13 protein-coding genes are annotated in these 12,626 nt (G+C 57.4%); 2 read left to right on the top strand and 11 right to left on the bottom strand.

Going from position 1 to position 12,626, the window contains the following annotated elements; all coding sequences use genetic code 11:
• Positions 1–13: 13 nt before the first annotated feature.
• Genes RMR24_RS11720 through RMR24_RS11685 form a run of 8 tightly spaced genes read right to left on the bottom strand, consistent with a single transcriptional unit; the run spans position 14 to position 6,207 of the window.
• The gene (locus RMR24_RS11720) at positions 14–640 is read right to left on the bottom strand and encodes a nucleoside triphosphate pyrophosphatase (protein WP_310615257.1); all 627 of its coding nucleotides are present in this window, start codon (positions 638–640) and stop codon (positions 14–16) included.
• Positions 641–657: 17 nt separating this feature from the next.
• Positions 658–1,125, bottom strand: coding sequence for a 23S rRNA (pseudouridine(1915)-N(3))-methyltransferase RlmH (gene rlmH, locus RMR24_RS11715; RefSeq protein ID WP_310615256.1), 468 nt, complete (start codon positions 1,123–1,125; stop codon positions 658–660).
• Complete coding sequence (gene rsfS / locus RMR24_RS11710; RefSeq protein WP_310615255.1) at positions 1,122–1,892, bottom strand: ribosome silencing factor; 771 nt, start codon at positions 1,890–1,892, stop codon at positions 1,122–1,124. The genes rlmH and rsfS overlap by 4 nt, the downstream gene beginning before the upstream one ends.
• Positions 1,889–2,509 (bottom strand): nicotinate (nicotinamide) nucleotide adenylyltransferase, encoded by a 621-nt coding sequence (gene nadD, locus RMR24_RS11705; RefSeq protein WP_310615254.1) that lies wholly within the window; start codon positions 2,507–2,509, stop codon positions 1,889–1,891. Before nadD ends, rsfS begins: the two co-directional genes overlap by 4 nt.
• 10 nt (positions 2,510–2,519) lie before the next feature.
• Complete coding sequence (gene hemF, locus RMR24_RS11700; protein WP_310615253.1) at positions 2,520–3,479, bottom strand: oxygen-dependent coproporphyrinogen oxidase; 960 nt, start codon at positions 3,477–3,479, stop codon at positions 2,520–2,522.
• A gap of 7 nt (positions 3,480–3,486) precedes the next feature.
• Complete coding sequence (locus RMR24_RS11695) at positions 3,487–4,143, bottom strand: 1-acyl-sn-glycerol-3-phosphate acyltransferase (protein WP_310615252.1); 657 nt, start codon at positions 4,141–4,143, stop codon at positions 3,487–3,489.
• A gap of 55 nt (positions 4,144–4,198) precedes the next feature.
• Positions 4,199–5,491: a phosphoribosylamine--glycine ligase gene (gene purD / locus RMR24_RS11690; RefSeq protein ID WP_310615251.1), complete on the bottom strand. Its 1,293-nt coding sequence runs from the start codon at positions 5,489–5,491 to the stop codon at positions 4,199–4,201.
• Positions 5,488–6,207 carry a YebC/PmpR family DNA-binding transcriptional regulator gene (locus tag RMR24_RS11685; protein WP_310615250.1) on the bottom strand — a complete coding sequence of 240 codons (720 nt, stop codon included), beginning with the start codon at positions 6,205–6,207 and terminating at the stop codon, positions 5,488–5,490. The genes purD and RMR24_RS11685 overlap by 4 nt, the downstream gene beginning before the upstream one ends.
• A gap of 68 nt (positions 6,208–6,275) precedes the next feature.
• On the opposite strand from RMR24_RS11685, the gene RMR24_RS11680 reads away from it, so the two are divergent.
• On the top strand, positions 6,276–7,817 hold the full coding sequence (locus RMR24_RS11680; protein ID WP_310615249.1) for a helicase HerA-like domain-containing protein: 1,542 nt from the start codon (positions 6,276–6,278) through the stop codon (positions 7,815–7,817).
• A gap of 90 nt (positions 7,818–7,907) precedes the next feature.
• Here the strand turns inward: RMR24_RS11680 and clpA are convergent, their stop codons facing one another.
• The 3 genes from clpA to icd form a co-directional block, all read right to left on the bottom strand.
• Entirely contained in the window at positions 7,908–10,241 is a 2,334-nt protein-coding gene (clpA, locus tag RMR24_RS11675) for an ATP-dependent Clp protease ATP-binding subunit ClpA (protein ID WP_310615248.1), read from the bottom strand.
• 113 nt (positions 10,242–10,354) lie between these two features.
• On the bottom strand, positions 10,355–10,702 hold the full coding sequence (gene clpS / locus RMR24_RS11670; protein ID WP_310615247.1) for an ATP-dependent Clp protease adapter ClpS: 348 nt from the start codon (positions 10,700–10,702) through the stop codon (positions 10,355–10,357).
• A gap of 74 nt (positions 10,703–10,776) precedes the next feature.
• Positions 10,777–12,033: an NADP-dependent isocitrate dehydrogenase gene (icd, locus tag RMR24_RS11665; protein WP_310615246.1), complete on the bottom strand. Its 1,257-nt coding sequence runs from the start codon at positions 12,031–12,033 to the stop codon at positions 10,777–10,779.
• A 105-nt stretch (positions 12,034–12,138) separates the two neighbouring features.
• Between icd and RMR24_RS11660 the strand changes: the two genes are divergently transcribed.
• The gene (locus RMR24_RS11660) at positions 12,139–12,582 is read left to right on the top strand and encodes a DUF192 domain-containing protein (RefSeq protein WP_310615245.1); all 444 of its coding nucleotides are present in this window, start codon (positions 12,139–12,141) and stop codon (positions 12,580–12,582) included.
• Positions 12,583–12,626 lie beyond the last annotated feature (44 nt).

Raw genomic sequence — 12,626 nt, 5'->3', positions numbered from 1 at the left:
AAGTGAAAGGGAGTTAGACCTTGAATCCAAACGCGCGCAACAGCTGCGCGGTTTCAAACATCGGCAGCCCCATGATGCCAGAGTAGCTGCCGCTGATGTGCTCAATGTAGGCGGCGGCCCTGCCCTGCACCGCATACGCGCCTGCTTTGCCCATGGGCTCGCCGCTGGCCACGTAGGTTTGAATGTGTGAGCGGGTCAAAGGTGCAAAGCGCACGTTGGACACACTGAGCGCCTGCTCGGTTTTAAGCGGCTTGCCTGCTTTAGACAAGGTGCCCATGGCGACTGAGGTCAGCACGCGGTGCGTTTGACCGCTCAAAATTGCAAGGATTTGCGCCGCATGCTTGGCGTCATCGGGCTTGCCCAAAATGATTTTACCCAAGGCAACGGTGGTGTCGCTGCACAGCACAGGCGCAGCGGGCAAACCACGGCGCTTCATACGGGCCAAGGCGGCTTCTAGCTTGAGCAAGGTCACGCGTTGCACGTAAGCGCGGGGCGCTTCGTTGGGCAGCACCACCTCTAGGGCTTCGGCGTCTTCTGTGTCGTCGGCCAGCAGCAGCTCGTAGCGCACGCCCAGTTGCTCTAGCAGTTGGCGGCGGCGTGGGCTTTGTGAAGCGAGGTAGATGAATTTGGCGTCAGGCATACATAGCTCGAGTGGCTTCACTCGCGGTGATAAGGGTGGTTGGCGTTGATCGACCAAGCGCGGTAGAGCTGCTCCACCAACAGCACACGCACCATGGCGTGCGGCAGGGTCAGGTCTGAAATACGAATGCGCTCATGCGCTTGTTGTTTGAACTCGGGCGACAGGCCATCGGGCCCGCCAATGACCAAGGCCACATCGTCGGCTTCGAGTTGCCAGTGTTTGAGCTTGGCGGCCAAGGCCACAGTGGTGAGGTTGGTGCCGCGCTCGTCCAAAGCCACGATGCGACAGCCGCGCGGGATGGCGGCTTCAATGCGCTCGCGCTCAGCGGCGTAAATGGTGTCTAGGGTTTTAGAGCTGCGCGGCTCGGTTTTGACGGCCTTGAGCTCGACCTTCAGCTCAGACGGAAACCGCTTGGCGTAATCGTCCCAAGCGGTTTGCGCCCAGTCGGGCACACGTTGGCCGACTGCGACGACCCACAGCTTCATGCGTTGCGGGCGGTGATCTTTTTAGCAGCAGGAGGACGCTTGCCCGTTGGCTTGCCTGCTGTGGTCGAAGCGCTACGCGCTGCGGCTTTGGCAGTTGACTTGGCGCCTTTGAGGCCCACAGTCTTGACGGGCAACTTGGCTGGCGCTGCAGCTGGCTTTTTGGCGGCTGCAGTTTTGGCAGGTGCGCCCTTCGCTGCGGTTTTTGCGGCTGTTTTGGCAGGTGCTGCTTTGACTGGTCCGCGTGTGGAGGTGCTGCGTGAGCCCGGAGCAGCGCGTGCACCGGTAGCTGCGCGTGCAGCAGGTTTTTTGTCACCGACTGCTGTTTTCTTGGCGGCTGGCTTTTTAGCAGCCGACTTCTTAGCAGGTGCCTCTTCAGGCTCAGCTGCTTTGGCTGGCTTGGGTGCGCCGAACTTCAGACGCACAGGCTTCTCGCCCCAAATTTCTTCCAGGTTGTAATAGCTACGGATGGTGGGTTGCATGACGTGAACCACCACGGCGCCGCAATCCACAATGATCCACTCGCCGTTGTCTTCGCCTTCGATGCGCGGCTTGCCAAAACCAGCGTCGCGCACTTTGTCGCGCACGCTGGCGGCCAAAGCTTTGGTTTGACGGTTAGACGTACCCGATGCCACGATGACGCGCTCAAACAGCGAGGACAAGTGCTCGGTGTCAAACACCACGAGGTCTTGGGCTTTGACGTCCTCCAGCGCATCCACGACGGTGCGTTGCAATTTTTGGACATCTTTTTTGGCGGAGGTTTCGTTCATTCGGTAGTTCTGTAAAGGCTGTGTTTTTCAATGTAGTGCTGCACAGCGGCAGGCAACCACGCGGACATAGCGGCAGCTGGATGTGGGCCTTGAGCAAGTTGCGCACGAATCTCGGTGGCACTCACATTCAGGCTTGGCATGTCCAAGCGTTGTACGTCGGGGGATACCGCATTGTGCCACTGACTGGCGATGCTGCCCAACTCGGCCAGCTTGCGCTCAGCCACAACCACCGTGGCGAGGCCCAAAATCTCTTGCCAACGATGCCATGTTTTGAAGGCATTTGCTTGGTCTGCGCCAATGAACAGGTACACATCGGCCTGTGGCTGTTCCGCTTTAAGCTCTTGGAGCGTGTCCACGGTGTAGGTCGCGCCTTGGCGGTCTATCTCGCGCGGGTCCACCACCGTGTGTGCCACATCTGCAAAAGCCAAGCGAGTCATGGCCAAGCGGTGTGGTGACGGCGTGAGTGTGCGGGCCTTGTGCCATGCATCACCCGTGGGGATGATGCGTAGCTCGTTCAAGTCAAACTGCGCTATCGCGTGCTTGGCCAGCGCGATGTGCGCGATGTGCGGCGGGTCAAACGAACCGCCAAAAATGCCTAGGCGCTTGGCGTGGTTCATGGCTTGCGATTCACTTCAGCCAATCACGCGGCACCAGATAGTCATGCAGCAAATCATGCTCTGGTGTGCCCGCTTCTGGCTGGTGCTGGTATGACCAACTCACGAGTGGCGGCATCGACAACAGAATAGACTCCGTTCGCCCACCCGACTGCAAGCCAAAGTGCGTGCCACGGTCCCACACGAGGTTGAACTCTACATAGCGACCACGGCGGTGCAGTTGGTGGTGGCGCTCGCGCTCGCCATACGGCGTTTTGATGCGGCGGTCCACGATGGGCAAATAAGCATCGAGCAAAGCATCGCCCACGCTTTGCAGCATCTCGAAACTGCGCTCAAAGCCTAGCTCTGAAAAATCGTCAAAGAAGATGCCGCCAATGCCACGCTGCTCGCTGCGGTGTTTGTTGCAGAAGTAGTCGTCGCACCAGGTTTTAAAGCGTGGGTACAAGTCTTCGCCAAACGGCTGCAGCGCGTCGTGGCACACCTGATGGAAATGCTTGGCGTCTTCAGCAAAGCCGTAATAAGGCGTGAGGTCCATGCCCCCGCCAAACCATGCCACTGTTTTGCCATGAGCAGGCGTGGCCACAATCATGCGCACGTTCATGTGCACGGTAGGCACATAGGGGTTACGCGGGTGAAACACCAGGGACACGCCCATGGCTTCAAACGGCGCACCCGCCAACTCCGGGCGGTGTTGCGTGGCAGAGGGTGGGAGTTTGGGGCCGCGCACATGCGAAAAGCCGCAGCCTGCGCGTTCAAACACGGGGCCGTTTTCTAAGATTTGGGTGATGCCATTGCCCTGCAGCTGCTCACCTGGGCCCTTCTCCCACTTGTCCACCAAAAACTTGGCTTGGCCATCTTTGGCCTCAATCGCGCTTGTGATGCGGCTTTGCAAACCCATCAGGTAGTCGCGGGCAGCAGTCACCACCTGTTCGTGGCCTTGGTCGTGACTCGGGTCGTTTGAGTGGGTGGTCATAGCCTGCTTAATTCAAAGGGGTTGTGTTTGGCATATCGCGAGCCGCTGCCATGCGCGGCGGCAGTGGGCGAATAGGTGCAGCTTGGTTCACATGAAAACCCTGCACTCCTTCGTACACCTTGGCAATGTGAGCGTAGTCCGCTTGCGCATTGCCCGTCAAACGCATGAAGTCTGTGATCTTCGCTACTTTCTGACCGTAGTCAATGTGCAGCATGCACAAAGGCACGTCAGCGCCCAAAGCCAGTTGGTAAAAGCCACTGCGCCAGCCGTCGGTCAGCTTGCGGGTGCCTTCGGGGGATAGGCCAATCCACAGCAGCTCGTCATTTTGTTTATGTTGCTTCAACGCATCCACCATCTCGCCGACGACGCCTTTGGGTGATGAGCGGTCAATCGGCACAGCACCAATGAAGCGAATCCAGCGGCCAAACAGGGGGATGCGAAAAAGACTTTCTTTGGCAAAAAACTGGACGGGCAAACCCACCGCCCACTTGACCGGCATCATGGTGATGAAGTCCCAGTTGCTGGTGTGCGGATAGCCAATCAGCACGCCTTGTTTGGCGGGCAAGCCGTCGAACTCAATCTTCCAGCCCATCAGTTTGACCAACCAAGCGGCCCACGCTTGAGGTTTGCATTGCACGGGCATGGCTTTGGTGAATTCGGTCATCTGTTTTTATGAGCAATCGGTTGAACAAGGACAGGCGTGGGCGTGATTGAAACACTCAGCGCGAAATTGCGCGGTAGCCAATGTCGGTGCGGTAATGCACGCCATCAAAGTGAATGCCCTTGATAGTGTCGTACGCCTGCTGTTGTGCCAGCTTCAAAGTACCCCCCAAAGCGGTCACGCACAACACGCGGCCACCGCTGGTGACCACTTGGCCGTCGGCCATTTGCGTACCCGCGTGAAACACCACCACCTCGTCGGTGTCTTGCGGCAAGCCTGTGATGACGTCACCCTTGCGGGGGTTCATGGGGTAGCCATGTGCAGCCAACACCACGCCGATGGCGGTGCGGCGGTCCCACTCCAGTTCAAAGTCGTCAAAACGGGCTTCGGCATGGGTGGCCGTGGCCGCCAACAAAACGTCCACCAAGTCGGTCTTCAAACGCGCCATGATGGGCTGGGTTTCGGGGTCACCCATACGGCAGTTGAACTCGAGGGTTTTGACTTGGCCTTGAGGATCAATCATCAAGCCAGCGTACAAAAAGCCGGTGAACGGAATGCCGTCTTTTTCCATGCCCTTGATGGTGGGCAAAATGATTTCGCGCATGGCGCGGGCATGCACTTCAGGCGTGACCACAGGGGCTGGCGAGTACGCGCCCATGCCGCCAGTGTTGGGGCCTTCGTCCGCATCAAGCAGACGCTTGTGGTCTTGGCTGGTGGCCAAAGGCAACACCGTTTTGCCATCACACATGACAATAAAGCTGGCTTCTTCGCCTTGCAAAAACTCTTCGATGACGACGCGCGCGCCACCCTCGTTGTGACTCACGCCCAGCTTGTTGTCGAGCAACATGAAGTCAATTGCTTCGTGGGCCTCGGCGGCGGTCATCGCCACCACCACGCCCTTGCCTGCCGCCAAACCATCGGCCTTCACCACAATGGGGGCGCCTTTGGCGTTCACATAATCGTGCGCGGCTTGCGCATCGGTGAAGGTGTCGTATTCAGCGGTAGGAATGTTGTGGCGCTTCATGAACGCTTTGCTGAACGCCTTCGAGCTTTCCAGCTGCGCTGCAGCCTTGGTTGGGCCAAAAATGCGCATGCCGTGGGCGCGGAACTCGTCCACCACGCCGGCTGCCAAAGGCGTTTCAGGACCAACCACGCTTAACTCGACACCATGGCTTTGCGCAAACTCGCGCAGAGCTTTGACATCGGTGATGTCAATATTGTCCAAACGTTTGTCGCGTGCTGTGCCGCCGTTGCCGGGGGCCACAAACACTTTTTGCACCTTGTTAGATTGCGCAATCTTCCACGCCAAAGCGTGCTCGCGGCCACCGCCGCCAATAACTAATACGTTCATAGTGCTGCGTTGTGATAGACCTCTTGCACATCGTCAAGGTCTTCTAGCGCGTCCAAAAGTTTTTGCATCTTCGCAGCGTCATCACCCTCGACTTCGATGGTGTTGTCTGCACGGTAGGTCACCTCGGCCACTTCGGGCTTGAGGCCCGCAGCTTCCAAAGCGTTTTTGACAGCCTCCAAGCTGGCAGGTGGCGTCAGCACTTCAATCGCGCCGTCGTCATCGGTGATCACATCATCCGCGCCCGCTTCGAGCGCAATTTCCATGATTTGGTCTTCGTTGCTGCCAGGTGCAAACACCAGTTGGCCGCAATGCTTGAATTGAAACGCGACAGAGCCCTCAGTGCCCATGTTGCCGCCGTTTTTGCTGAAGGCAAAACGCACTTCAGCCACGGTGCGCACGCGGTTGTCGGTCATGGTGTCCACAATGATGGCGGCGCCGCCCACGCCGTAGCCTTCGTAGCGAATTTCTTCGTACACCACACCGTCAAGGTTGCCCGTGGCTTTGTCGACGTTGCGTTTGATGTTGTCGGCGGGCATGTTGGCCGCTTTGGCTTTTTCAATGGCCAAGCGCAGGCGGGGGTTGAGGCTCAGGTCACCGCCGCCCAAGCGGGCTGACACGATGATTTCACGCGTGATACGCGTCCAAATCTTGCCGCGCTTCTCGTCTTGCCGCCCCTTGCGGTGTTGAATATTTGCCCATTTGCTATGGCCTGCCATCAAAAATCCTCATGAATTGAATTAACCTTATCTGGTTATTTTACTTTTCAAGTGATGGAGAACTTTCGATGGCTGAACCGATGCTGATTGCCTTGCATAAGACTACCGAATGCCACATGCTGCCAGCCTTAGCGAACCGTCATGGGCTCATCACAGGGGCGACCGGCACAGGCAAAACCGTCACCCTGCAAACGCTGGCAGAAGGCTTCTCCAAAATCGGTGTGCCCGTGTTCATGGCAGACGTCAAAGGCGATTTGGCCGGTATCAGCCAAGCTGGAACCATTCCCCCAAAGCTGGCCGCGTCGTTACAAGAGCGTGGCGTGCCCATGCCTTCCCCCATCGCGTGTCCCACCACGCTATGGGACGTGTTTGGCAAAACGGGTCACCCCGTACGCGCCACCATCACCGACATGGGGCCGCTGCTCTTGGGCCGCATGCTCAACCTGAACGACACGCAAGCCGGCGTGCTCAACATGGTCTTCAAAATTGCGGACGACCAAGGCTTGCTGTTGCTCGACCTCAAAGACCTGCGCGCTATGCTGCAACACGTGGGCGAACACGCCCGCGACTTCACCACCCAATACGGCAACGTCAGTGCCGCCAGTATTGGTGCGATTCAACGTGCGCTGCTTGAGATTGAGTCGCAAGGCGGTGATGCCTTTTTTGGTGAGCCCATGCTCAACATCCAAGACTTCATGCAAACCGACTCGCACGGCATGGGCGTGATCAACCTCTTAGCGGCAGACAAGCTGATGAACGCGCCCCGCTTGTACGGCACGTTTTTGCTGTGGATGCTCTCTGAGCTGTTTGAACAACTGCCTGAGGTGGGCGATGTTGAAAAGCCAAAGATGGTGTTCTTTTTTGACGAAGCGCATTTGTTGTTCAACGAAGCGCCCAAGGTGCTGCTGGAGCGCATTGAGCTGCTGGTGCGCCTGATTCGCTCCAAGGGCGTGGGCGTGTACTTTGTCACCCAAAACCCGCTCGATGTGCCAGAAACCGTGCTGGGCCAGCTGGGCAACCGCGTGCAACACGCCTTGCGAGCCTTCACACCGCGTGACCAAAAAGCCGTCAAAGCCACAGCGCAAACCATGCGCGGCAAAGCGGGCCTAGACATTGAAAAAGCCATCACCGAGCTGGGCGTGGGCGAAGCCTTGGTGAGCCTGCTGGATGCCAAAGGCCGCCCATCGGAAACCGAACAGGTCTATGTGCTGCTACCCGGTAGCCAACTCGGGCCCATCACACCTGAACAACGCCAAGCCTTGCTAGCCAACTCGTTGGTGGCCGGCGTGTATGAACAGACCTTGGACCGTGAATCGGCTTATGAGCGTCTCAAGGGTGCGGCGCCTGCTGCGGAAAATGCGACGGGTAACTCTGCTGGCAGCGTACCCGCTGGTGCTACAGGCCAAGCGCCATCAAAGCCGTCAGTCACCGACCAAGTGTTGTCTGGCCTAGGCGAAGCCTTGTTCGGGTCCACAGGCCCTCGAGGTGGTCAGCACCAAGGCTTGGCACAAGTCATGGTGAAGTCTGCCGTGCGCAACATTGGCTCAGCCGTGGGACGAGAAATTGTGCGTGGCGTGATGGGAAGTATCTTGGGTGGGCGCAGGCGCTAAACAGCTTTCAACAACCCAATAAAAAACGCCGTCTGTGGCAACACAGACGGCGTTTTTGTTGAAACAGCTGAATCAGCAACCGCTAAGGGCTTAACTGGCCGCAGACTCTTCAGAAGCAGTTTGCTCGCCCTTTGCCGCTTTTTCCTTTTTAGGCAACGGTGTGATGTCGAGCAGCACTTCGTCCTTGTCGTCAATGTCCACGCTGAGGCGACCACCATCGATGAGGCGGCCAAACAGCAACTCGTCGGCCAAGGCCTTACGAATCGTGTCTTGAATCAGGCGTTGCATGGGGCGTGCGCCCATGAGTGGGTCAAAGCCCTTCTTGGCGAGGTGCTTGCGCAGCGCGTCGCTGAAGGTGACTTCGACCTTCTTCTCGGCCAGCTGGCCTTCGAGTTGCAGCAAGAACTTGTCGACCACGCGCATGATGACGTTTTCATCCAAAGCCTTGAAGCCCACGATGGCGTCCAAACGGTTGCGGAACTCTGGCGTGAACAAGCGCTTGATATCGCCCATTTCGTCGCCGGCAGCGCGAGGGTTGGTAAAGCCAATGGTGGCCTTGTTCATGGTCTCAGCACCCGCGTTGGTCGTCATGATGAGGATGACGTTGCGGAAGTCTGCCTTGCGGCCGTTGTTGTCAGTCAGCGTGCCGTGATCCATCACCTGCAACAGCACGTTGAAGATGTCGGGGTGCGCTTTTTCGATTTCGTCGAGCAACAAGACGCAATGCGGCTTCTTGGTCACAGCCTCGGTCAGCAAGCCGCCTTGGTCAAAGCCGACATAGCCGGGGGGCGCACCAATCAGGCGGCTCACGGCGTGGCGCTCCATGTACTCCGACATGTCAAAGCGCACCAAGTCGATGCCCATGATGTAGGCCAACTGCTTGGCCGCTTCGGTCTTGCCCACGCCCGTGGGGCCGCTGAACAAGAAAGCACCAATTGGCTTGTCCGACTTGCCCAAGCCTGAGCGAGCCATCTTCACGGCAGACGCCAGCACTTCAAGCGCCTTGTCTTGGCCGAACACCACGCTCTTCAAATCGCGCTCGATGGTTTGCAGCTTGCTGCGGTCGTCGTTAGACACGTTGGCGGGCGGAATGCGCGCAATCTTGGCCACGATGTCTTCAATCTCGGCCTTGCCAATGGTTTTCTTGCGCTTTGATGCCACCAAAATGCGTTGTGCCGCACCAGCTTCGTCGATCACGTCAATCGCCTTGTCTGGCAATTGGCGGTCGTTGATGTATTTGGCGCTGAGCTCGGCAGCGGCTTGCAACGCAGCCACGGCGTACTTGACGTTGTGGTGCTCTTCAAAGCGTGACTTCAGACCCTTGAGGATGTCCACGGTTTCAGACACGGTCGGCTCGACCACATCCACCTTTTGGAAACGACGGCTCAGCGCCGCGTCTTTCTCGAAGATGCCACGGTATTCGGTAAAGGTCGTTGCGCCAATGCACTTGAGCTGACCGCTAGACAAAGCGGGCTTGAGCAAGTTAGACGCATCCAGTGTGCCGCCCGAAGCCGCACCCGCGCCAATGAGCGTATGGATTTCGTCGATGAACAAAATCGCGTTGGGCTTGCTCTGCAAGTTTTTGATCACGCCCTTTAAGCGCTGCTCAAAGTCACCACGGTATTTGGTGCCAGCCAACAAAGCGCCCATATCCAGCGAGTACACGATGGCCTCAGCCAAGATTTCGGGCACAGCCCCTTGGGTGATGCGCCATGCCAAACCTTCGGCAATCGCGGTTTTACCCACGCCAGCCTCGCCCACCAAAAGGGGGTTGTTCTTACGGCGGCGGCACAAGATTTGAATCGTGCGCTCGACCTCGTACTCGCGACCAATGAGTGGGTCAATCTTGCCGTCTTTGGCTGCTTGGTTCAGGTTTTGGGTGAACTGCTCGAGTGGCGATGCCTTCTCGTTCTTTTCAGACGGTGCGCCGCCCTCTTCCTGCTCGGTGTGCGTGGCTTCATTGCCTTTGACCGCTTCAGGTGGGTCGCTCTTTTTGATGCCATGGGCAATGAAGTTCACCACGTCCAAGCGGGTCACGCCTTGTTGGTGGAGGTAGTACACCGCGTGCGAGTCTTTCTCGCCAAAGATAGCGACCAGCACGTTGGCACCGGTCACTTCTTTTTTGCCATTGCCTGTGGACTGCACATGCATGATGGCGCGCTGAATCACGCGCTGAAAACCGAGCGTGGGCTGTGTGTCCACCTCTTCAGTGCCTGACACCTGTGGGGTGTTGTCGGCGATGAAGTTAGAAAGCGACTTGCGCAGATCGTCGATGTTGGCTGAACAAGCGCGCAGCACCTCGGCGGCGCTGGGGTTGTCGAGCAAGGCGAGCAGCAAGTGCTCGACGGTGATGAATTCGTGGCGTTGTTGACGGGCCTCGACAAAGGCCATGTGCAAGCTGACTTCAAGTTCTTGGGCAATCATGTGTTTTCCTTCTGGCTTGCAACTGAGATTCAAATGTATATGGAAACAAATGCCGTTTATTCAATAGGCCTGTTTGTTTAGTGCAAACGATAGGTGTTGTTTTGGGCTGAGGTTTACTCAATGGGCTCGGCCACGCACTGCAGCGGGTGGCCAGACTTACGGGCCGCATCCATCACTTGATCCACCTTGGTGGCGGCTACGTCTTTGCTGTACACGCCGCACACGCCTTTACCGTCTAGGTGGATTTGCAGCATGATTTGCGTGGCTTGTTCACGGTCTTTGCTGAAAAACTCTTGCAACACCATCACCACAAACTCCATGGGCGTGAAATCGTCATTGAGCATCAGCACCTGAAACATCTGCGGCGGCTTGGTGCGCTGCGTCACGCGCTCTAAAACGACCGATCCGCCATCGTCACGGTCGGGCAATTGGACTTTGGGAGTGGGTTTTTTCGTTGGCATGGTGGCATTCTATCGGTCACCCACCCATAAAAAGCCCTGCACTGGCAGGGCTTTTGGGGTGAAAACGAAAGGAATTACATCTGCGCAATCATCACATCGCCAAAGGCAGAGCAGCTCACCTGCTCTGCCCCGTCCATGAGGCGCGCAAAGTCATACGTGACGCGTTTGGTGGCAATGGCGGCTTCCATGGCACGGATGATGGTGTCGGCCGCCTCGGTCCACCCCATGTGGCGCAGCATCATCTCGGCAGACAAGATCATGGAGCCTGGGTTGACGTAGTTTTTGCCTGCGTACTTGGGGGCTGTGCCGTGCGTCGCTTCAAAGCAGGCCACGGTGTCTGACATATTGGCGCCGGGGGCGATGCCAATGCCGCCCACTTGCGCGGCCACGGCGTCAGAGATGTAGTCGCCATTCAGGTTGAGCGTAGCCACCACAGAATATTCGGCAGGACGCATGAGGATTTGCTGCAAAAAGGCGTCGGCGATCACGTCTTTGATGATGATGCTCTTGCCTGTTTTGGGGTTCTTGACGCGACACCAAGGGCCGCCGTCAATGAGTGTGGCACCAAACTCTTTTTGCGCCAAGGCCAAAGCCCAGTCACGAAACCCACCTTCGGTGTACTTCATGATGTTGCCCTTGTGCACGATGGTGACGCTGGGCTTGTCGTGGTCAATGGCGTATTGAATAGCTTTGCGAATGAAGCGCTCTGTGCCTTCGATGGACACGGGCTTGATGCCGATGGCTGAGCTGTCGGGGAAGCGAATGGTGGTGGCGCCCATTTCGGTTTGCAAGAACGTGATGAGCTTTTTGGCTTCAGGGCTTTGTGCGGCGTATTCGATGCCGGCATAAATGTCTTCCGAGTTTTCACGGAAGATGACCATGTTGGTTTTTTCGGGCTCTTTCAAAGGCGAAGGCACCCCTTTGAAGTACTGCACGGGGCGCAGGCACACAAACAAGTCGAGCGCTTGGCGCAAGGCCACATTGAGCGAGCGAATGCCGCCGCCCACGGGTGTGTTGAGTGGGCCTTTGATAGACACCTTGAACTCGCGCATGGCTTGCGCGGTTTCTTCGGGCAGCCATACGTCGGGGCCATACACCTGAGTGGCTTTCTCGCCTGCAAACAGCTCCATCCACTGAATTTGTCGATTGCCGCCATAGGCTTTGGCCACCGCAGCGTCCACCACTTTGCGCATGACAGGGGTTACATCTTGACCCACACCGTCGCCCATGATGAAGGGGATGATGGGTTGGTCGGGCACATTCAGCGAGGCATCTGCATTGGTGGTGATTTTTTGACCTGCAGCGGGCACTTGGATGTGCTGGTAAGACATGTGGGGCGTTTCCTGTGGTGGGGTGAAGTTGCGTTTCGATTCTAGCCAGCAGGGTAGGCACCATTGGCATGAAAACCGCGTCTGGCCTGCGATACAGTCACCTGTATGAAACGCGTACTGCTCACCCTCCTCTTGTCAGGCTTGGCTTTTTCAACCTTGGCCCAAGACACACCGCAAACCAACCTGACCCGCATCAAGCTGCAAGCGGGCATGTTTCAAATCGACACGCAAGTGGCGCAAACGCCTGAGCAGCGAAGCATTGGATTGATGTTTCGCAAAGACATGCCGCAGCACGAAGGCATGTTGTTTGTGTTCGAGCAGCCCGCCACCCAATGCTTTTGGATGAAGAACACCTTGCTGCCGCTCACCGCAGCCTTTGTGGCCGACGACGGCACCATCGTGAACTTGGCTGACATGAAGCCGCAAACCACCGACTCACACTGCTCTGAAAAGCCAGTGCGCTTTGTGTTGGAGATGAACCAAGGCTGGTTTGCGAAGAAGGGCCTGAAAGCAGGGAGCCGCTTGAGCGGCGTGGCGTTTAAGCCTTAAACCACCACGGCGCAGCAAGCCCAAGCAAATCGCAGCTGTAGCTC

It is taken from the genome of Limnohabitans sp. (assembly GCF_031539105.1).
GTDB lineage: Bacteria > Pseudomonadota > Gammaproteobacteria > Burkholderiales > Burkholderiaceae_C > Limnohabitans.
This window is presented reverse-complemented; position numbering and strand designations above follow the sequence as displayed.